Source organism: Streptomyces sp. NPDC042002 (genome assembly GCF_055588305.1).
In genome coordinates this window covers 1-19,313 of the sequence record NZ_JBVJCT010000031.1, presented here as the reverse complement: position 1 = coordinate 19,313, position 19,313 = coordinate 1, and the positions used below count along the sequence as shown (strand labels likewise).

The window sequence follows — 19,313 nt, the reverse complement described above, 5'->3', positions numbered from 1 at the left end:
AACTCCGGAACCCGAGCAGAACGGCAGCCACTCCATGGCCTCGGTCACGTCCCTCACCGCTTCCGTCCACCAGCGCCTCGCGGACGCCCTCTCGGCAGCACTGCCGGAGGCCGGTTCCGCGGACCCGCTGCTGCGCCGAAGCGACCGGGCCGACTTCCAGGCCAACGGGATCCTGGCCCTCGCCAAGAAGGCGAAGGCGAACCCGCGCGAGCTGGCGACGCAGGTCGTGTCCCGGGTCGAGTCGGGTGACGTGATCAAGGACATCGAGGTCTCCGGGCCCGGCTTCCTGAACATCACGATCACCGACCGGGCGATCGTCGCGAACCTGGCGGAGCGGTACGCGGACGGCGCGCGCCTCGGGGTGCCCCTCGCGGAGCACCCGGGCACGACGGTGATCGACTACGCGCAGCCGAACGTGGCGAAGGAGATGCACGTCGGTCACCTGCGGTCCGCGGTCATCGGCGACGCGGTGGTGCAGATCCTGGAGTTCACGGGCGAGTCCGTCGTGCGGCGGCACCACATCGGCGACTGGGGCACCCAGTTCGGCATGCTCATCCAGTACCTGATCGAGCACCCGCACGAGCTGGACCACAAGGGCGGCGAGGTCTCCGGCGAGGAGGCCATGTCGAACCTGAACCGGCTCTACAAGGCGGCGCGGTCCCTCTTCGACTCCGACGAGGAGTTCAAGACGCGGGCACGGCTGCGGGTGGTGGACCTCCAGGCTGGCGAGTCGGAGACGCTGGCGCTGTGGCAGACGTTCGTGAACGAGTCGAAGATCTACTTCTACTCGGTCTTCGACAAGCTGGACATGGAGATCCGCGACGCCGACGTGGTGGGCGAGTCCGGCTACAACGACATGCTGGACGAGACGTGCCGCCTCCTGGAGGAGTCGGGCGTGGCGGTCCGCTCGGACGGCGCGCTCTGCGTGTTCTTCGACGATGTGAAGGGCCCGGACGGCAACCCGGTCCCGCTGATCGTGAAGAAGTCGGACGGCGGCTACGGCTACGCGGCGACCGACCTCTCCGCGATCCGCGACCGTGTCGTCAACCTGAAGGCCGACAGCCTCATCTACGTGGTGGACGCCCGGCAGTCCCTGCACTTCAAGATGGTCTTCGAGACCGCGCGCAGGGCCGGCTGGCTGAACGACGACGTCTTGGCCCACCAGCTCGCCTTCGGCACGGTGCTGGGCAAGGACGGCAAGCCGTTCAAGACGCGTGAGGGCGAGACGGTCCGACTGGTCGACCTCCTCGACGAGGCGATCGACCGCGCCACCGCCGTCGTACGGGAGAAGGCCGAGAAGGTGGGCCTGAGCGAGCGGGAGATCGAGGAGAACGGCCGGTACGTCGGCATCGGCGCCGTGAAGTACGCGGACCTGTCCACCTCCGCCGTCCGGGACTACAAGTTCGACCTGGACCAGATGGTCTCCCTGAACGGTGACACGTCCGTGTACCTCCAGTACGCGTACGCCCGTATCCGGTCGATCTTCGGCAAGGCCGGCGACCGTGCGCCGCTGGCCCACCCGGAGCTCGAACTGGCCCCCGCGGAGCGGGCGTTGGGTCTGCACCTGGACCGGTTCGGCGAGACGCTGGAGGAGGTCGCCGCCGAGTACGCCCCGCACAAGCTGGCGGCGTACCTGTACCAACTGGCCTCGCTCTACACGACGTTCTACGACCAGTGCCCGGTCATCAAGCCGGCGCCGGCACAAGAGGTCGCGGAGAACCGCCTGTTCCTCTGCGACCTGACGGCCCGCACGCTGCACCAGGGCATGGCCCTGCTGGGCATCAGGACGCCCGAGCGGCTCTGATCACGGCTCCGTGAAGAGCCCCGCACCCAGGATCACCGGGGTGCGGGGCTCTTCGCCGCGGCCCGGCGGGAAGCGGGCCGCCCGTTGTCAGTGGTGGCCCCTACAGTCTCCGGCATGGCGACTCTTCCCAATCCGCTGCCGCGGCTGACGGCAGACCCGAGCGGGCGCGCGCTCGGGCTTCAGCTCCCCGCCGGGAGACTCATCGACACGACCCACGACGGCCCGTGGCACGAGCCGTTGCTGTGGCACGCCGAGGAGCGACCCGCCCCAGGGGACTGGACCGCGTCGAGGCCCGCCCGGGCGTCGGGCCTGCTGCCCGTGCTGCTGGACGTCGGCGGCGCGCAGAAGGGCCCAGAGGACTGGGAGTTGGCGCCCGACGAGGTGTCGTACCCCGGGGACCACGACGCCGACGAGGTGCTGGCCGAGTTCTGGGAGCGGTACGCGGCGGACGAACTCGACGGCGACAAGGAGTTCGCGAGCAGGGAGGTCATGGAGAGCCTCTTCGGCAAGCCGGACCCCTATGACGCGACCGTCGCGCCGTACGGCCCCATATGGCCCGGGCTCGCCGCCGCCACCCCGCCGGCGGCCGATCCGGACGCCCGCGCCGCGGAGACCGCCGACTCCCTCGCGGACAGCGGCTCGCGGCTGAAGGAGCCTCGCCTCGCCCTCGTTCCGGCGCGCCGCAGCGCGGACATCCCGGCGGCGCTCGGCTGGGCGGGCCCGCTGAACCACGAGAACGACGTGGCGCGCCTGTGCGCCGTCCTCCGTTCCTGGGAGGACCGCTTCGGGATACGGGTGGTGGCCCTGACCTTCGACCAGTTGGTGGTGTCCGTCGCGGCGCCGCCGACGACCATGGAGGAGGCGGAGGCGGTCGCCGCCGAGCACTTCGCCTTCTGCCCGGACAACATCACCCAGGGCCACCACCCGACCCTGCGCGCGTACGCCGAGCAGGAGGTGCTGAACGAGCGCGTGTGGTCCTTCTGGTGGGACTGAGCCCCCTCGTCGGCAGTACCGGCAGCCCGGATCAGGAACTCGAACGGGGGCATCGACGGACAGCCGGTGCCCCCTGGGGACTTGGCCGTGACCGGAGGCAACCCCCTCACGGCGGCGCCTAGGGTTTGACGCCCGTCGCGACGTAGACGTTGATGTCCGCGTCCGTGACGTCGTCGATGTCGTGGTAGCGGACCTTCTCGATGTCGTCGAGCGTGGCCAGGAAGGCGGGGTCGGCGGCCTCGGGGGCCGGGGCGTTGCCGTCGGGGCGCCAGTGGTGGGCGGGGACGACACCGGGCTCGTCCAGTACCAGGCCGTTCTCGGTGAAGAAGCGCTCGACCTCGGCCTTCGAGCGCAGGACGAAGGTGAACCCCCGCTCGGTGAAGGTCCGTTGGACCGCGCGGATGTTCTCCGCGTTCAGGTCCTCGGTGAGGTGGCTGAGGACGAGCCGGCTGCCGGACGGCAGCGCGTCGACGAGTCCCCGCACGATCGGGTACGCCTCCGCGTCCTCGACGAAGTGCAGGACCGCGACCAGCACCAGGGCGACCGGCCGGTCGAAGTCGACTGTCTTGGCGGCCTGTTCGAGGATCTGGCCGGGCTCCTTGAGGTCCGCGTCGAGGTAGTCCGTACGGCCCTCGGGCCCGCTGGTGAGCAGGGCGCGCGCGTGGGCGAGGACCACCGGGTCGTTGTCGACGTACACGACCCGTGCGTCCGGGGTGATCCGCTGGGCGATCTGGTGGACGTTCTCCTGGGTGGGCAGCCCTGTGCCGATGTCCAGGAACTGCCGGATGCCGTCCTCGGCGGTCAGCGTGGTCACGGCGCGGCGCAGGAAGTCGCGGTTGTGCCGCACGTCGAGGTAGCCCCGCGGGTTCGCGGCGAGCGCGGCGGCGGCCGCGTTCCGGTCGACGGGGTAGTTGTCCTTGCCGCCGAGGAAGACGTCGTAGACCCGGGCCGGGTGCGCCTTGGTGGTGTCGATCCTCCTTCTCAGCTCCGCGGGGTCCTGGCTGAGCGCGTCACCGGACATGGGGCATCTCCCTGGAGAGTCGCGTCATTCGACGGCCAACAACCTAACTCCTGAAGGGACTTGATCGCGTCCTCATCCCGCAGTGGGAGCCACCTCCCACTCGCTGCCGCCCAGCGGATGGTCGTACGCGGGCCTGCCCGTGTTCCCGCTCGTCCGGAACGGCTTCCCGTGGTCGTCGACGCGTACCGTGCCGCTCTTCGTCCCGCTGGACCAGTCGAGTTCCAGGTACCAACTCACGTCGTGCGCCCGTGCGTCCGCGACCACGTAGAAGACCTCGGGATCGGACTCGCTGACCTTGTACGGGAAATCCCGCTGCCCGTTCTTGAGCGCGGTCACGGGCTGCCCCGCGTCGAGGTCCACGGTGAACGATTTCGTCTGCACTCCGCTACCGCAGCCCACGCCCATCGCGTAGTCGTTCCAGGCGAGCGGCACGTCCTTCTGCACCACCCGCACGTGCAGCGCCTCCAGGACGACGGTCGCCCTGCCGGTGCCCTGGACCGTCAGCGCGACCATCTGCTCCCCGCTCGCGACCCCGCCGAGCGCGGTGACCCAGCCGCGCGCGTCCGACTCGTTCGGCGGCGGCGGGGGGACCTGCGCGGCGTCCCGGTTCACCAAGTAGTGCTGGCCGCACGGGCCGTCCCACTTGTACCCGTCGGCGACGACGGCCGGCGCTCCGGCGCCGTCCTCGGCCGTGCCGGCCTCGGCCTTCTCGGCCGGACCGCCGTCGGCCGCACCGCTCTCGACCACACCGTTCTCGTCGACGGCCCCGGCGATCGTCGAGCTGGACACCTTGGGCCTGCCGCTGTGCGAGGCCGACGCGTGGTGGGCGTCGGGTGTCGTACCGGTGTCACGCGTGCCTGTCGCGGGCGGTACGCCGAGGGCCACGGCCTTTCCCTTGGAGTCGTCGTCACCTCCGCCGGACCCGAAGTGCACGGCCAGTGTGGTGGACACGATCGCGGTCACCACGACAGCGACGGCACCGGCGAGCAGCAGAGCCCGTCGGCTCCGCTTCACCGGCCCCGGTATCGGCTCGGGCATCGGCCCCGGCTCGGGCACCGAAGCCGAGGCCGAAGCCACGGCCACTTGACCCGCCAGCGGCACGGAACCCGTCGGACTCCCGGCCTCCGCCGGGCTCCCGGCCACCCCGCCATCCGGGCCGGACTCCGCCCCCGCGCTCCCGCCTGCCGTCTCGGCACCTTCCCCCGCGCCTTCCGCGACCACGACCGTCACGGCTGCCGATCTCACTACCGCCGCGCCCGCCGCGCCCGGCAGGGTCCCCGCGCCCGGGGCCTTCTGCCTCCGCAGCGCGTCCGCGAGGACCCAGCTCCGGTGCAGCTCGATCAGCTCCTCCGGAGTCGCCCGGCAGACACGCGCGAGGCGCTCCACGGGCGCGTAATCCGTCGGTACGGCATCCCCGTTGACGTACCGGTGCAATGTGGACGTACTCACGTGCAGCCGTTTGGCGAGCGCCCCGTAGCTGAGCCCGGACCGTGCCTTCAGCGCCCGCAACAGTCCCGCGAACTCGTCCCCCGCCACCGTTCCTCCATCCCCCGCGTCCCGGACCGTGTTCCAGGGCGACACTGTTTTCCCAGCTCAGACCCTGTGCGAACGTTCCGGCGTCCCAAATACCCCGGCGATGGTGGCTGCCGGGACGGAACACCGCACAAGCTTCGGTCATCCAAGCACGCCGCTCCCGCCGACCGGTCGAGCGGCTGACCCATCAGCGACACCCCAGGGGGATCACCATGTCCGCACGCACCACCCGTACCGCACACACCACTCGTACCGCCCGTACCCGCTTCCTCGCCGCCACGGCGGTCGCACTCGCCGCGCTCACCCTCACGGCGTGCAACGACGGCGACGGCGTACGCGGCGAAGGCCCGTCCGACACGTCCGCGTCCTCGGCGCAGCCGAGCGGAACGGCAGCCGACGCGGGCTCGACGGCGAAGCCCGCGGGCAACGTCACCGCGAGCTCGACGGGCCGCTCGAAGAGCACGTCCACCGCCGCCGGCTCCGCACAGGGCTCCGGCAAGAAGAACGGCACCGGTTCCACGACCGGCTCCACCGGGCAGACCGGCACCAGGAACGTGGCCTGCGACGGCTCCACGACCAAGACGACCGCGACCGCGGTGTCCCGTCCGCTCAACCACCTGCTGCTCACCGTCACCAACACCGGCACGAAGAACTGCGACCTGACCGGCTATCCGATCGTCCGCTTCGACCAGGCCCAGTCCGTCCCGCCGGTCGCGGAGGAGACGCACCCGCAGGCGGTCGTGACCCTCGCTCCCGGTGAGTCGGGCTACGCGGGCGTGCTGCTGTCGGCCGCCGACGGCAGCGGGGGCAACGGCTACACCGCCAAGACGCTGAAGGTCGGCTTCGGCAAGGGCGTCGCCGCGACCCCGGCCCTCCCCGCGAAGGGCGTCTACGTCGACGACAAGCTCACGGTGACGTACTGGCAGCAGACCCTGGACGCGGCGCTCACCTACTGAGCGGGCGCGGCCCCGACCGAGGTCGCCGGAACCACCCCGCCCGCGGGGCCGCTAACGCAGGTTCCGCGCGACCTCGGTCGCCCAGTACGTGAGGATGTTCTGCGCGCCGGCGCGCTTGATGCCGGTCAGGGTCTCCAGGATCGCCTTGTCCCGGTCGATCCAGCCCTTCTCGGCGGCGGCCTCGATCATCGAGTACTCGCCGGAGATCTGGTAGGCGGCGACCGGCACGTCCACCGCGTCGGCGACCCGGGCGAGGATGTCGAGGTAGGGGCCCGCGGGCTTCACCATCACCATGTCGGCGCCCTCCTCCAGGTCCAGCGCCAACTCCCGCAGGGACTCCCGCGCGTTGGCCGGGTCCTGCTGGTACGTCTTGCGGTCGCCCCTCAGCGAGGAGCCGACGGCCTCCCGGAAGGGGCCGTAGAAGGCGGAGGAGTACTTGGCGGTGTAGGCCAGGATGGCCACGTCCTCGCGGCCGATCTGGTCGAGGGCGTCACGGATGACACCGATCTGACCGTCCATCATCCCGCTGGGGCCCACGACATGGGCACCCGCGTCGGCCTGTACCTGGGCCATCTCGGCGTACCGCTCCAGGGTGGCGTCGTTGTCGACCCGTCCCTGGTCGTCGAGCACACCGCAGTGTCCGTGGTCGGTGGTCTCGTCGAGGCACAGGTCGGACATCACGAGCAGTTCGTCGCCGACCTCGGCGCGGACGTCGCGCAGGGCGACCTGCAGAATCCCGTCCGGGTCGGTGCCGGGCGTCCCCACGGCGTCCTTCTTCGACTCCTCGGGAACCCCGAAGAGCATGATCCCGGAGACCCCGGCCTCCAGCGCCTCCACGGCCGCCTTCCTCAGGCTGTCCCGCGTGTGCTGCACGACCCCGGGCATTGAGCTGATCGGCACCGGCTCGCTCACACCCTCGCGGACGAACGCGGGGAGGATGAAGTCGGCCGGGTGCAGCCTGGTCTCGGCGACCATCCGGCGCATGGCGGGCGTGGTGCGCAGCCGCCGCGGACGCGTACCGGGGAAGGATCCGTACTTCGTCATGCCGTCTACGCTACGCCCGCCCCAGAGGCCCCTATACCGACGCGGTGTCGGAGCCCGCCAGGCCCCCGGCGGGAACGGCGAGGGGCGATCGGAACCCGTCAGCCGTGGCTCCAGGGTCGCGGCAGGCAGACATCCCAGGCGAATCGCCGAAGCCGCGCCTGCTCGATGTGGACGGCCGTGTCTTCGTAGCTCTTGTTGAGATGACGCCCCAGGACCACGACGGCGACGCTCCCGGCGCCGGCTGCTCTGAGCGCGGCGGCAGCGGACTGTGCATGGTTTCCGGTGACCCAGGTGTCGTCGATCAGCAGCACGTTCTCACCCCACAGCGCTGACGAGGCGTAACGCGCGAGCGATACCTCGCGGCCGAGAGCAGCTGCCTTCGGTGCCGGTACGAGAAGGTCGCGGTAGCGCTCGCGCGTGACACCGACCATGTCTGCGGCCATGGCGCGCAGGGGATGATCCGCTCGGTCGCTCGTGCTGGGCACTGTCGTGACGGCGTCGAAGCCAGGGACCCGGCATTGATGGGCGATACAGCGTTCGTGCCAGGAGAGGAAACGCCACAGAACAGCCGCGAGTCCCGTACGGAAGTACCGCTGCTGGGCGCCTGGAGCGTTTTTGTAGCGCCAGAGTTCGTTGGCGTACTGCTCCCCCTTCAAGGCCAGGCTGATCGGGACCACGGTGTCGGCGACGCCCGCCCCGAGCACCGTGCCCGCCTGGTTGCACCACCAGCAGGTCGGATATCCGACTCTGGCCGGGCCCCGGCAGATCTGGCACACGCCTGGGCCGGGCGGCAGCGGGTGAATGAGGAAGTTGGCATAACGGTCCGACAGTCCGACGACGGTCGCCATCCAGGCAGCGCCCCTATGTCCAGGTCAGCTCGCCCGTGACCGGGACGAGGGAGTCCAGTCGACGGAATACGTCCTCGGGACCGTCGATGACGGTGGTATTGGGTCGTGCCGCGTATTCCCTCGCCCATTCGTGTGTCATGAGGGAGCGCATGAGGAAGACCCGACGACCGTGTTCCAGCGCGAGGCGGGCCTGCATTCGGGCGCCACTGCGGTAGGCCGCCTCGATGACGACGGTGGCCAGGCTGTAGCCGCTCATCACCGCGTTCCGCATGGGGAAGGACGTCTTGGACGGGGGTGTGTCGGGCCAGAACTGGGAGATCAGCAGTCCACGCTCGGCGATCTCCTGCTGAAGCCGTGCGTTCTGCGCGGGGTAGGTGTGACGCAGGCCGGTGCCGATGACGGCGACGGTACGCCCGTCCACCGCGAGAGCGGACCCGTGGGCGGCGGTGTCGATTCCGGCGGCGAGCCCACTCACCACGGTGACGCCACGCTCGGCAAGGCCGCCCGCGATCGCACGAGCGTGGGCGACACCCTCGGGGCTGGGGGTGCGGGTTCCGACCACGGCGACCCGCAGGTCCGCTTCAGCAGAGCCACCACGCAGGAACAGGAGCGGCGGACGCTGGTGGACCAGTCTGAGATAGAGCGGGTAGTCCTCGTCGAGGATCGTGACCAACCGCATGCCCTCGCGCTCCCAGGCAGCGATCTCGGCTGCGACTTCGTCGAGATCCGCCGGGGGACCTGTGTCGAAGAGCGCGCCCTGCCCCGAGGCGTCCAACGCGTTCTCCAGGACTTCGAGGGCGCTGCCGACGATCTCGATCTGATCCGTGAGGTCAGGCCAAGGGCGATCGCCGCGCCGCAGCAGGGCGACAAGGGCGGCGCGCTCCAGCTCCTGGTCCATGCGGCAAGTATAAGAAGGCCGTACGAGCCGGGCGGCTGAACATGAGTTGCCGCTTCGGAAGAGGGCGTTCCCTTGGCGGCCGGTCGCAACCCGGTGTCCTGTCTTCATCACGGAGCCATTTCCTCTCAGGGAGCTCAGACGAGGGCCGGCACGGTCACGGGAGCCACGGGAGCTTCGCCGGGCCGGGCGGCACGGCAGTCACGGCACCACGCTCCTCGGAACGGTGCCCTGAAGGGCCTCTCGCAGCCGCCTTCGCAGTCCGGCATGGCGGATGAACGGGGCGGCTGCTGATTCAGGAGCGGCCCGCCCCCACCGGCCTCCGGAGGGGACGGCAGCGCCGGTGGAAGCAGGTCCAGCAGGCGGTTGCGGAGGAAGCCGGCCGGGTTCCGTACGTGGAGGGGAAGGTCGTCGGTCAGGGCGTGGATCACCGACGCTCTGCCGAGACCGTTCTCGAACCAGGCGACGACCAGGGGAGCCAGGCGCCGCACCTCCCGCCCGGACAGCGTCAGCCGGATGTCGGTCCGACGCAGCCCGGCGAGCAGCGCTTCGGCCTTGTCGCGGTGCTCGCTGCGGGGCGGCCCCGACTCGGCGGGGGCGGCGGTCGACTCGGGAGGCTCGGCAGCCTCGGTGACCGGCCCCGCGTCGGGGGCAGATCCGCCGAGGCGTGCGACGTCGGCTGCCACGACCGGCTCGGACACGGCCTCGGATTCGGCCTCGGAGGGCGGACCGTCGGGGGCGATGGGGTCCTGGACCGGAAGGTCCGAGGCCGGTGCGGTCCTGATCGTCGGGGAGGCCTCGCGCGCCGGGGCGGCCGGGGCGGCGGCATCCGGCCCCGCCTCCCGCCGGGCCCGGGTGAGCGCCGGGGCGTGGAAGGCGTATGTACGGGTGATCATCTGCCCGGAAGGGAGCCGTTCCCGCACGCGCTCGACATAGCCGCGCGCCTCCAACTCCCGCAGCGCGCAGCCGATTCGGGCCCGCCCTTCGGGGAACCGCTCGGCGAGGCTGCGGATGTCGACCCGCGCGCCCTCGGGCAGCGACAGGATGTGCACGGCGATCCCGATCGCGGTCGCGGAGAGCCCCCGGTGCTGGGCGAGGTGGTTGCCGACGATCGTGTACCGGTCGGACTGGTACTCACGTACGTGCGTGACACCGGAGTGGGTGTCGTTGCGCCGTACTCCCTGACTCGGGAGCAGGGCATCGATAAGCTTGGACACAGCCATGGGGAAGGTACTGCTTCCTCGTTGGTCAGGCCCTCGCACTGGGATTGCCGTCCCGGCGGGGGCCGAAGCATGTGTGGGGATGTGGAGTTGGGGACGTTGCTTGCGGCGAGCGTGCACGTCCGGACCGCCCACGCGCCACCCGTACCGGCCTGTTTCACCCGCTCGTGTGACATGAGCCGGGTTTGGTTGGTTGGAAGGGTTTTCCCCGGGTTCTTTACTTCTCTTACCGCCCGCCGCTCCGGCCCTCACGCCACCGAAGTACGCCTCACCGGGCTCCGGTTCGAGCGTCACCGGCCAAGCCCGAGATCGAGTTCCGCCCACACCGTCTTGCACGGCACCGGCCCCTGCCGAACACCCCAGCGGTCCGCCAACTCCTCCACCAGCAGCAGCCCGTAGCCCGATTCGGACCGCCTCTCGGCCCCGCCCCTCACCCGGGTGGGCCACCGTTCGCCCCGGGCGTCGGTGACCTCCACGCTCAGCGTCCGGGGAGAGAGGACGGAGAGGGTGAGACGGAAACTCCGGCCGGGGACGCGTCCGTGCAGGACTGCGTTCGCGGCGAGTTCGGCGACGACGAGCCTGGCCGGGTCCAACGGCAGCCCCCAGTCGTGCAGTTGCTCGGCCGCGAGCAGTCGGGCGAGGCGGGCGCCCCGCCGGGTGGCGGAGAGCGGCACCGAGAAGTGATGGAGCGGAGCGTGCGCAGTTCGTTGATTCACGTCACTCAGCGTGTTCTTGCGTACGTACCCTGTGAAGTGCGGCAGCCCGTGCGGACGGTGTCTGTCCGGGTGGCGTCCGGTTCTGTCCGGGCTGTACGGGGTGACCGGGGAGCCGGTGGCGGGGTTGGGCGGGGAAGTGCGCGGCTGGAGGGCGACGGGCGTGAGCGCATGGGACGCGGGGCCGGAGGACGACGAAGAGGCCGGGGCGGTGATGAGAACCGTCCAGCGCCAGTTGAAGCTGTGGCGGGAGTCCGCCGGCCTCACCCAGGCCGAGTTCGGAGCGGCCATCGGATACGGGGAGGAACTGGTCTCCTCCGTCGAACGGGGGCGGCGCATCCCCCGGTCCGAATACCTGGACCGCGCGGACGAGATCCTGTCGGCGGGCGGCAGACTCTCGGCCCTGAAGGAGGACTTGGCGGAGGTCCGCTACCCGAAGAAGGTACGGGACCTGAAGAGGCTTGAGGCGGACGCGATCGAGCTCGGCGCCTACAACAACTCCGTGATTCATGGGTTGTTGCAGACCAAGGAGTACGCACGGGCGATTTTCGACGCGCGTCGGCCACCGTTCAGTGAGGACGAGGTGGAACAACAGGTCGCGGCGCGTTGCGCACGTCAGAAGATCCTGGCCCCCTCGGCGGGACCGCGCGTCTTCAGTTTCGTTCAGTGCGAGTCGACTCTGCGCAGGCCCATCGGAGGCAAGATGGTCCTGCGACAGCAGCTCGAACGGCTGTTGGAGGTGAGCCAGTGGCGCAACGTGGACCTGCAAGTCCTGCCCCTCGACTGCGAGGAGAACTCGGGTACCGACGGTTCGTTCAGGCTCCTCAAGCTCAGAGACGGGGCCACCGTTGCGTTCAGCGAGGCGCCGCTCAGCAGCCGGGTGATGACCGACCCCAAGGAAACGACGGTCCTCGACATCCGCTACGGAGTCCTTCGCGCGCAGGCTCTCAGCCCTCAGGAGTCGTTGGCCTTCATCGAGAAAGCACTGGGAGACACGAAGACATGACGCTCAAGGCTTCCGCAGCCGACGCCGGGCCGGAGTGGATAAAAAGCAGCTACAGCACGGCTGACGGCCCCGACTGCGTCGAAGTGGCCGCCGCCCCGGACGGAGTCCTCGTCCGCGACTCCAAGAACCCCGGCGGCCCCCGCCTCACCCTCACCCCGACCGCCTGGGCGGCCTTCCTGCCGTCCGTCTGACCGGGCGTACGACGAAGAACGCCCCGCCGTCTCCCGTAGGAGACGGCGGGGCGTGTGCGCTTCGAAGGCGCGGGGCGTCAGGTGGTCCGGCGCCTGCGCGATCCCGGACGCCGCTCGCTCGGCCGGGTGACCGGGTCCCCCGCGTCCAGCGCGGCGGCGCGGCGGCGCAGGCCGAAGTCCGCCAGGGCCTCCGCCAGCTTGTGCACGGAGGGCTCCGGAGCCATCACGTCGACCCGCAGCCCGTGCTCCTCGGCCGTCTTGGCTGTCGCGGGGCCGATACAGGCGATCACCGTCACGTTGTGCGGCTTGCCGGCGATACCGACCAGGTTCCGCACGGTCGACGACGAGGTGAAGAGCACCGCGTCGAAGCCGCCGCCCTTGATCGCCTCGCGGGTGTCCGCCGGCGGCGGCGACGCGCGCACGGTGCGGTACGCCGTGACGTCGTCGACCTCCCAGCCCAGCTCGATGAGCCCGGCGACGAGGGTCTCCGTGGCGATGTCGGCCCGGGGCAGGAAGACGCGGTCGATCGGGTCGAAGACCGGGTCGTAGGGCGGCCAGTCGTCCAGGAGACCCGCGGCCGACTGCTCGCCGCTCGGCACCAGGTCCGGCTTCACGCCGAAGGCGATGAGCGCCTTCGCGGTCGACTCGCCGACCGCCGCGACCTTGATGCCCGCGAAGGCACGGGCGTCGAGCCCGTACTCCTCGAACTTCTCCCGCACGGCCTTGACCGCGTTCACCGAGGTGAAGGCGATCCACTCGTAGCGGCCCGTCACCAGACCCTTGACCGCGCGCTCCATCTGCTGGGGCGTGCGCGGAGGTTCGACGGCGATCGTCGGCACCTCGTACGGCACGGCCCCGTACGACCGAAGCTGGTCGGAGAGCGACGCCGCCTGCTCCTTCGTACGCGGCACGAGCACCTTCCAGCCGAACAGCGGCTTGGACTCGAACCACGACAACTGGTCACGCTGGGCGGCGGAGGAACGCTCACCGACCACGGCTATCACCGGGCGGCCACCGTCCGGGGACGGCAGCACCTTCGCCTGCTTCAGCGTCTGCGCGATCGTGCCGAGGGTGGCCGACCAGGTGCGCTGGCGGGTCGTCGTACCGGCGATCGTCACCGACATCGGGGTGTCGGGCTTGCGGCCGGAGGCCACCAGCTCACCCGCGGCCGCGGCCACCGAGTCGAGCGTCGCCGACACCACGACGGTGCCGTCGGAGGCGCCGACCTCGCTCCAGCAGCGGTTCGAGGCGGTCCGCGCGTCGACGAACCGTACGTCCGCGCCCTGCGCGTCCCGCAACGGCACACCCGCGTAGGCGGGCACACCGACGGCGGCCGCGATGCCGGGCACGACCTCGAACGGAACGCCCGCGCGGGCGCAGGCCAGCATCTCCTCGGCGGCGTAGGTGTCGAGCCCGGGGTCACCGGACACCGCACGTACGACCCGCTTGCCGCCCCGCGCGGCCGTCATGACAAGATTGGCAGCGTCCCTCGACGCGGGGTCACCAACGGTTGTTGACGTGCTGTCAACAACCGTCAGCTGAGGCGTGCCTGTGCTCTGGTACGGAACCGGCGAAGTGTCCGGATCCGTGTTCAGAACGGCGACGCCTTGTCTGGCGTGAACGCGCACCACGTCGAGCACCTCGTGCTCGGCGACGAGGACGTCCGCGTTCGCCAGCGCCTCGACGGCGCGCAGTGTCAGCAGCCCTGGATCTCCGGGTCCGGCACCCAGGAAGGTGACGTGCCCGTGGACCGGACCGGCGGGAAATTTGGTGGGGCTCACAGTGCTCGCTCCCCCATCAGACCGGCCGCGCCCTTGGCAAGCATCTCGGCAGCGAGTTCACGGCCGAGCGACATCGCTTGGTCATGTGTCTCGGGCACGGGACCGGTGGTGGACAGCTGCACCAGCGTCGAGCCGTCGGTCATGCCGACGACGCCGCGCAGGCGCATCTCCTTGACAATCTGCCCATCGTCCAGCAGGTCGGCGAACGCGCCCACAGGTGCGCTGCAACCGGCCTCCAGGGCGGCAAGCAGGGATCGCTCGGCGGTCACGGCGGCCCGGGTGAACGGGTCGTCGAGCTCTCCGAGCGCGGCGACGAGGTCCGCGTTGTCCGCGGCACACTCGATCGCCAGTGCCCCCTGGCCGGGGGCGGGCAAAACGGTGTCGACCGACAGGAAGTCGGTGACCTCGTCGATCCGGCCGATCCGGTTGAGTCCAGCGGCGGCGAGCACGACGGCGTCGAGCTCCCCGGCGTGGACGTACCCGATGCGGGTGTCGACGTTCCCCCGGATGGCGACCGTCTCGATCGTCATGCCGTGGCTGCGCGCGTACGCGTTCAGCTGGGCCATACGGCGCGGCGAGCCGGTGCCGACGCGGGCGCCGTCCGGCAGCTCCTCGAAGGTCAGTCCGTCACGGGCGACGAGTACGTCGCGCGCGTCCTCGCGCACCGGCACGGCGGCCAGCGCGAGGTTCTCGGGCTGCGCGGTCGGCAGATCCTTGAGGGAGTGCACGGCGAAGTCGACCTCCCCGCGCACCAGTGCCTCCCGCAGCGCGGTCACGAAGACGCCCGTGCCGCCGATCTGCGCGAGGTTCTCGCGGGAGATGTCGCCGTACGTCGTGATCTCAACGAGCTCGACGGGCCGTCCGGTCACCTTGCTCACGGCATCCGCCACCTGCCCGGACTGGGCCATGGCGAGTTTGCTGCGCCTGGTCCCGAGCCTCAAAGCCTGCTCACTCATGCTCGCCCTCGGTTCTTGGCGTTCTCGGTGTTGTTCTCGGCCCGCGAGACGGCGGCGACCGTCTCCGGGTCCAGGTCGAACAGGGTCCGCAGCGCGTCCGCGTACCCGGCACCGCCGGGCTCGGCGGCGAGTTGCTTGACCCGTACGGTCGGCGCGTGCAGCAGCTTGTCGACGACGCGCCGCACGGTCTGGGTGATCTCGCCGCGCTGCTTGTCGTCGAGGTCCGGCAGCCGTCCGTCCAGCCGCGTGATCTCGTTCGCGACGACGTCGGCGGCCATGGCGCGCAGCGCCACGACGGTGGGCGTGATGTGCGCGGCCCGCTGCGCGGCGCCGAACGCGGCCACCTCGTCGGAGACGATCCGGCGCACCTGGTCCACGTCGGCGGCCATCGGCGCGTCCGCGGAGGCCTCGGCCAGCCACTCCAGGTCGACCAGCCGCACACCGAGCAGCCGGTGCACGGCCGCGTCGATGTCACGGGGCATCGCGAGGTCGAGCAGCGCGAGCACCGGCGCGGGGCGCGGGACCTCGACGACGGGTTCGGGCCTGCGGCGCTCGGGGACGCGGCCGACGGTGGCGACGGTGGCGGCCAGCGCGGTGATCAGGTCGGCGTCCTCATCGGGCGTACGACGGCTGTCGCGGCGCTCGACGGTTCCGGTGCCCTTGTCCACCCAGGCCGCGTGCTGCTCCAGGGTGGCGGCGTCCATGCCGGCGACGGCCGCCTCGCCCATGACGGAGAAGCCGGTGGCGCCCTGCACGGCGGCCAGGTCCAGCGGACAGGCGTCCTCGGTGCCGGCACCGGCGGGAGCGAGGTGACCGGCCGGGCCGGCCGCCGTCTCGCGCAGGGCCGCGGGTGTTCCCGTACGGCCTTCGACGGCGGCGGCGACGGTCTCGGCCGTCAGGACGATCCCGGTCGCTCCGGTGCAGGAGACGGCGATGTCGGCACGTGTCAGCTCGCCCCGTACCGAGTCCATCGGTACCGCGCGGGCCAGCACGTCCGTGTCGTCGCCGCCGTTGAGGATCTCGGCGAGGCGCTCGGCGCGGTCGGGGGTGCGGTTGGCGATCACGATCTCGCCGACGCCCGCTCGCGCGAGCGTCGCGGCGGCCAGCGAGGACATCGAGCCCGCGCCGATGACGAGGGCCTTCTTGCCCTTGGCCCAGGCCTCGACGGCGCGCCCGGCGGACAGCTGCTCCAGGCCGAAGGTGACCAGGGACTGTCCGGCGCGGTCGATGCCGGTCTCGGAGTGGGCGCGCTTGCCGACCCGCAGGGCCTGCTGGAACAGATCGTTCAGGAGGCGGCCCGCGGTGTGCAGTTCCTGCGCGGTGGCGAGCGCGTCCTTGATCTGGCCGAGGATCTGGCCCTCGCCGACGACCATCGAGTCCAGGCCGCAGGCCACCGAGAAGAGGTGGTGGACGGCCCGGTCCTCGTAGTGCACGTACAAGTAGGGGGTGAGCTCCTCCAGCCCGACGCCGCTGTGCTGGGCGAGGAGCGTGGACAGCTCGGCGACGCCCGCGTGGAACTTGTCCACGTCGGCGTACAGCTCGATGCGGTTACACGTGGCGAGCACCGCGCCCTCGGCGGCCGGCTCGGCGGCGAGGGTGTCCTGGAGCAGCTTGACCTGGGCGTCCGCAGACAGCGCGGCCCGCTCAAGGAGGCTGACCGGAGCGCTGCGGTGGCTCAGTCCGACGACGAGGAGACTCATGCCGGCATCACGGCGGGAACATCCCCGTCGGGCCCTTTGCCGTCGTTCTCCTGCGCGGCCGTGGCGACGGCACCGGCCTGCGCCTCGGCCTCCTCGCCGGCCTTGCGCTGCTCGTGGAAGGCGAGGATCTGCAACTCGATGGAGAGATCGACCTTGCGCACGTCGACGCCGTCCGGGACGGACAGGACGGTCGGCGCGAAGTTCAGGATGGAGGTGACTCCGGCGGCCACCAGGCGGTCGCAGACCTGCTGGGCGGCTCCGGCCGGGGTCGCGATGACACCGATCGAGACACCGTTCTCGTCGATGATCTTTTCCAGCTCGTCCGTGTGCTGGACGGGGATACCGGCGACGGGCTTCCCGGCCATCGCGGGATCGGCGTCGATGAGCGCCGCCACACGGAATCCGCGGGAGGCGAACCCTCCGTAATTGGCCAGTGCCGCACCGAGGTTTCCGATGCCGACGATCACGACCGGCCAGTCCTGGGTGAGGCCCAGTTCGCGGGAGATCTGGTACACGAGATACTCGACGTCGTAGCCCACACCGCGCGTCCCGTAGGAGCCGAGGTAGGAGAAGTCCTTGCGCAGCTTCGCGGAGTTGACCCCCGCCGCGGCCGCGAGCTCCTCGGATGAGACCGTGGGTACCGAGCGTTCCGACAGTGCGGTGAGGGCTCGGAGGTACAGCGGAAGCCGGGCGACGGTGGCCTCGGGAATTCCTCGGCTGCGGGTCGCCGGTCGGTGAGTTCGGCCAGTTGCCACGGTGCTCCTGCGGGTAGAGCGGGGCTGCAGGCGGTCACACATACCTAGACCGCCCCGTCGAATGCAGGCTATGTCTTTGTGAACGCGTGCACAAAGACGGTGTCCGATTTGCCCGGCCAACGTGACCGGGGTCACGCATGCCCGGCGCGCCCGTATGGAACCGGCGCGCGGACGGCTTTGTTCCGCACTGGAAGGGGGCAAAACCGCACACTCTCCTCAACGAATCCCGCCCCCGAGACCAATCGCCGTCGATCCTAGGCGACTTTCCCGGCTACCCGGGCTGCTCAGGCAGGTCACAAGTCGGGGTACATCACGGGCGCGGTGGGCGTCCCGACGCACGACTCACTGTGCGAGGGCTTTGCGAAGGCGTTCCTCGTTCACGCGCCAGAAGGTGTGCTGGGCGCCGTCCACCAGCACGACCGGGATCTGCTCCCAGTACTGGCGGTGCAGCTCCTCGTCCTCGGTGATGTCCTTCCCCTCCCAGGGGACCCCGAGATCGGCACACACCTTCTCGATCACTTCCTGTGCGTCATCACACAGATGACACCCGGGCTTCCTGATCAACGTGACCAGACGCTCCTCGGGCGCCTTCCTCTCCGTACGGCGGTCGCTGCGCCGGAACATGGGGCTCATACGCGCCATTCTCCCGCCCTGGACGCCTTGGTGGGCGCGCTCCGCTCTTTATGCGACAACAGGCCCGCGCGCGGGGCCGACGCGCCGCGGTGACAGCGAATCGGGCGGGTCCTTTAACGGCCTGGTCGCGGAGAGTTCACAGCGCCGAATCCTCTCGACTCCGGAAGCACCGAACAGACTGGCTATGCTCACGACATGGCCGCTCTCGGATGGCTCACTCCCCGTAGGCGCTCCGCCACCGCGCGGAGTGTGTTGGCAGGCGAAGCCTCGGCGGAGGCAGCGCGCAAGTCCTCGCAGGAACTGGAAGAACTGGCGCCACCGGACGCCGTGGAGGAACCCGACTTCCCGGTGCTCGGCGACGACAAGGCCGCCGCGTTCTTCGATCTCGACAACACCGTGATGCAAGGTGCTGCCCTCTTCCACTTCGGACGGGGGCTGTACAAGCGGAAGTTCTTCGAGACCCGCGACCTCGCACGGTTCGCCTGGCAGCAGGCGTGGTTCCGGCTGGCCGGTGTCGAGGACCCGGAGCACATGCAGGAAGCGCGTGACTCCGCGTTGTCGATCGTGAAGGGCCACCGGGTCTCCGAGCTGATGTCGATCGGCGAGGAGATCTACGACGAGTACATGGCCGAGCGGATCTGGCCCGGGACCCGCGCGCTCGCCCAGGCGCACCTGGACGCCGGCCAGAAGGTGTGGCTCGTCACGGCGGCGCCGGTGGAGATCGCCACGGTGATCGCACGGCGGCTCGGCCTCACGGGCGCCCTGGGCACGGTCGCGGAATCGGTGGACGGGATCTACACCGGCAAGCTGGTCGGCGAACCGCTGCACGGTCCGGCGAAGGCGGAGGCCGTACGGGCGCTGGCGTCCGCGGAGAACCTGGACCTGTCCCGCTGCGCGGCGTACAGCGACTCGCACAACGACATTCCGATGCTCTCGCTGGTCGGGCACCCGTACGCGATCAACCCGGACTCGAAACTGCGCAGGCACGCGCGGGACTTCGACTGGCGGCTGCGGGACTACCGCACGGCGCGCAAGGCCGCGAAGGTCGGGATTCCCGCCGCGGCCGGGGTGGGCGCGGTGGCCGGCGGCACGGCCGCCGCGATCGCGCTCCACCGTCGCCGCCGCTGACCGTCGGCCGTCGGCGGCTCCCACAGGTTCGCTGTGGCATCGGGGGGGGGGGGGGGGGGGGGGGGGGGGGGGGGGGGGGGGGGGGGGGGGGGGGGGGGGGGGGGGGGGGGGGGGGGGGGGGGGGGGGGGGGGAGGG

At 70.8% G+C, this 19,313-nt stretch carries 18 protein-coding genes; 6 read left to right on the top strand and 12 right to left on the bottom strand.

The genetic code is table 11. The features are described from left to right. The first annotated feature begins 34 nt into the window (after positions 1 to 34). Positions 35 to 1,804, top strand: a complete 1,770-nt coding sequence (gene argS / locus ACZ6KY_RS32035) for an arginine--tRNA ligase (protein ID WP_469313825.1) — start codon at positions 35 to 37, stop codon at positions 1,802 to 1,804. A gap of 114 nt (positions 1,805 to 1,918) precedes the next feature. Further along, complete coding sequence (locus tag ACZ6KY_RS32030; RefSeq protein ID WP_469313764.1) at positions 1,919 to 2,797, top strand: DUF4253 domain-containing protein; 879 nt, start codon at positions 1,919 to 1,921, stop codon at positions 2,795 to 2,797. Positions 2,798 to 2,915: 118 nt separating this feature from the next. On the opposite strand, the gene ACZ6KY_RS32025 is transcribed toward ACZ6KY_RS32030, so the two are convergent. Then, the gene (locus ACZ6KY_RS32025) at positions 2,916 to 3,818 is read right to left on the bottom strand and encodes an SAM-dependent methyltransferase (RefSeq protein WP_469313763.1); all 903 of its coding nucleotides are present in this window, start codon (positions 3,816 to 3,818) and stop codon (positions 2,916 to 2,918) included. 72 nt (positions 3,819 to 3,890) lie between these two features. Beyond that, positions 3,891 to 5,354, bottom strand: coding sequence for a helix-turn-helix domain-containing protein (locus ACZ6KY_RS32020; protein ID WP_469313762.1), 1,464 nt, complete (start codon positions 5,352 to 5,354; stop codon positions 3,891 to 3,893). Positions 5,355 to 5,563: 209 nt separating this feature from the next. Here ACZ6KY_RS32020 and ACZ6KY_RS32015 point away from each other — a divergent pair, with 209 nt between their 5' ends. Then, positions 5,564 to 6,307, top strand: coding sequence for a DUF4232 domain-containing protein (locus ACZ6KY_RS32015; protein WP_469313761.1), 744 nt, complete (start codon positions 5,564 to 5,566; stop codon positions 6,305 to 6,307). A 51-nt stretch (positions 6,308 to 6,358) separates the two neighbouring features. Here the strand turns inward: ACZ6KY_RS32015 and hemB are convergent, their stop codons facing one another. From hemB to ACZ6KY_RS31990, 5 genes are all read right to left on the bottom strand, one after another. Next, entirely contained in the window at positions 6,359 to 7,351 is a 993-nt protein-coding gene (gene hemB / locus ACZ6KY_RS32010; RefSeq protein ID WP_469313760.1) for a porphobilinogen synthase, read from the bottom strand. 98 nt (positions 7,352 to 7,449) lie between these two features. After that, positions 7,450 to 8,199 (bottom strand): hypothetical protein, encoded by a 750-nt coding sequence (locus ACZ6KY_RS32005; RefSeq protein WP_469313759.1) that lies wholly within the window; start codon positions 8,197 to 8,199, stop codon positions 7,450 to 7,452. A 13-nt stretch (positions 8,200 to 8,212) separates the two neighbouring features. Continuing rightward, positions 8,213 to 9,097: a DNA-processing protein DprA gene (locus tag ACZ6KY_RS32000; protein ID WP_469313758.1), complete on the bottom strand. Its 885-nt coding sequence runs from the start codon at positions 9,095 to 9,097 to the stop codon at positions 8,213 to 8,215. 134 nt (positions 9,098 to 9,231) lie between these two features. Next, positions 9,232 to 10,317, bottom strand: a complete 1,086-nt coding sequence (locus ACZ6KY_RS31995) for a helix-turn-helix domain-containing protein (protein ID WP_469313757.1) — start codon at positions 10,315 to 10,317, stop codon at positions 9,232 to 9,234. 287 nt (positions 10,318 to 10,604) lie between these two features. Next, positions 10,605 to 11,039, bottom strand: coding sequence for an ATP-binding protein (locus ACZ6KY_RS31990; protein ID WP_469313824.1), 435 nt, complete (start codon positions 11,037 to 11,039; stop codon positions 10,605 to 10,607). Positions 11,040 to 11,190: 151 nt separating this feature from the next. On the opposite strand from ACZ6KY_RS31990, the gene ACZ6KY_RS31985 reads away from it, so the two are divergent. Both ACZ6KY_RS31985 and ACZ6KY_RS31980 read left to right on the top strand, forming a co-directional pair. Beyond that, positions 11,191 to 12,033: a helix-turn-helix domain-containing protein gene (locus ACZ6KY_RS31985; protein ID WP_469313756.1), complete on the top strand. Its 843-nt coding sequence runs from the start codon at positions 11,191 to 11,193 to the stop codon at positions 12,031 to 12,033. Then, positions 12,030 to 12,224 (top strand): DUF397 domain-containing protein, encoded by a 195-nt coding sequence (locus tag ACZ6KY_RS31980; protein WP_469313755.1) that lies wholly within the window; start codon positions 12,030 to 12,032, stop codon positions 12,222 to 12,224. Before ACZ6KY_RS31985 ends, ACZ6KY_RS31980 begins: the two co-directional genes overlap by 4 nt. 77 nt (positions 12,225 to 12,301) lie before the next feature. On the opposite strand, the gene ACZ6KY_RS31975 is transcribed toward ACZ6KY_RS31980, so the two are convergent. From ACZ6KY_RS31975 to ACZ6KY_RS31955, 5 genes are all read right to left on the bottom strand, one after another. Next, a complete protein-coding gene (locus tag ACZ6KY_RS31975) occupies positions 12,302 to 14,005 on the bottom strand; it encodes a bifunctional uroporphyrinogen-III C-methyltransferase/uroporphyrinogen-III synthase (protein WP_469313754.1) in 1,704 nt (567 codons plus the stop codon). Then, positions 14,002 to 14,961 carry a hydroxymethylbilane synthase gene (hemC, locus tag ACZ6KY_RS31970; protein WP_469313753.1) on the bottom strand — a complete coding sequence of 320 codons (960 nt, stop codon included), beginning with the start codon at positions 14,959 to 14,961 and terminating at the stop codon, positions 14,002 to 14,004. Before hemC ends, ACZ6KY_RS31975 begins: the two co-directional genes overlap by 4 nt. Then, a complete protein-coding gene (locus tag ACZ6KY_RS31965; protein WP_469313752.1) occupies positions 14,958 to 16,661 on the bottom strand; it encodes a glutamyl-tRNA reductase in 1,704 nt (567 codons plus the stop codon). Before ACZ6KY_RS31965 ends, hemC begins: the two co-directional genes overlap by 4 nt. After that, the gene (locus ACZ6KY_RS31960) at positions 16,658 to 17,416 is read right to left on the bottom strand and encodes a redox-sensing transcriptional repressor Rex (protein WP_469313751.1); all 759 of its coding nucleotides are present in this window, start codon (positions 17,414 to 17,416) and stop codon (positions 16,658 to 16,660) included. Before ACZ6KY_RS31960 ends, ACZ6KY_RS31965 begins: the two co-directional genes overlap by 4 nt. A 342-nt stretch (positions 17,417 to 17,758) precedes the next feature. Further along, entirely contained in the window at positions 17,759 to 18,058 is a 300-nt protein-coding gene (locus tag ACZ6KY_RS31955; RefSeq protein ID WP_469313750.1) for a glutaredoxin family protein, read from the bottom strand. 186 nt (positions 18,059 to 18,244) lie between these two features. Between ACZ6KY_RS31955 and ACZ6KY_RS31950 the strand changes: the two genes are divergently transcribed. Continuing rightward, a complete protein-coding gene (locus tag ACZ6KY_RS31950) occupies positions 18,245 to 19,177 on the top strand; it encodes an HAD family hydrolase (protein WP_469313749.1) in 933 nt (310 codons plus the stop codon). Positions 19,178 to 19,313: the final 136 nt, after the last annotated feature.

What these genes read in the sequence shown, in the direction of transcription:
- argS (WP_469313825.1), top strand. Translation starts at nt 35, where the DNA reads ATGGCCTCGGTCACGTCCCTCACCGCTTCCGTCCACCAGCGCCTCGCG.
- ACZ6KY_RS32030 (WP_469313764.1), top strand. Translation starts at nt 1,919, where the DNA reads ATGGCGACTCTTCCCAATCCGCTGCCGCGGCTGACGGCAGACCCGAGC.
- ACZ6KY_RS32025 (WP_469313763.1), bottom strand. Translation starts at nt 3,818, where the DNA reads ATGTCCGGTGACGCGCTCAGCCAGGACCCCGCGGAGCTGAGAAGGAGG.
- ACZ6KY_RS32015 (WP_469313761.1), top strand. Translation starts at nt 5,564, where the DNA reads ATGTCCGCACGCACCACCCGTACCGCACACACCACTCGTACCGCCCGT.
- hemB (WP_469313760.1), bottom strand. Translation starts at nt 7,351, where the DNA reads ATGACGAAGTACGGATCCTTCCCCGGTACGCGTCCGCGGCGGCTGCGC.
- ACZ6KY_RS32005 (WP_469313759.1), bottom strand. Translation starts at nt 8,199, where the DNA reads ATGGCGACCGTCGTCGGACTGTCGGACCGTTATGCCAACTTCCTCATT.
- ACZ6KY_RS32000 (WP_469313758.1), bottom strand. Translation starts at nt 9,097, where the DNA reads ATGGACCAGGAGCTGGAGCGCGCCGCCCTTGTCGCCCTGCTGCGGCGC.
- ACZ6KY_RS31995 (WP_469313757.1), bottom strand. Translation starts at nt 10,317, where the DNA reads ATGGCTGTGTCCAAGCTTATCGATGCCCTGCTCCCGAGTCAGGGAGTA.
- ACZ6KY_RS31980 (WP_469313755.1), top strand. Translation starts at nt 12,030, where the DNA reads ATGACGCTCAAGGCTTCCGCAGCCGACGCCGGGCCGGAGTGGATAAAA.
- hemC (WP_469313753.1), bottom strand. Translation starts at nt 14,961, where the DNA reads ATGAGTGAGCAGGCTTTGAGGCTCGGGACCAGGCGCAGCAAACTCGCC.
- ACZ6KY_RS31965 (WP_469313752.1), bottom strand. Translation starts at nt 16,661, where the DNA reads ATGAGTCTCCTCGTCGTCGGACTGAGCCACCGCAGCGCTCCGGTCAGC.
- ACZ6KY_RS31955 (WP_469313750.1), bottom strand. Translation starts at nt 18,058, where the DNA reads ATGGCGCGTATGAGCCCCATGTTCCGGCGCAGCGACCGCCGTACGGAG.
- ACZ6KY_RS31950 (WP_469313749.1), top strand. Translation starts at nt 18,245, where the DNA reads ATGGCCGCTCTCGGATGGCTCACTCCCCGTAGGCGCTCCGCCACCGCG.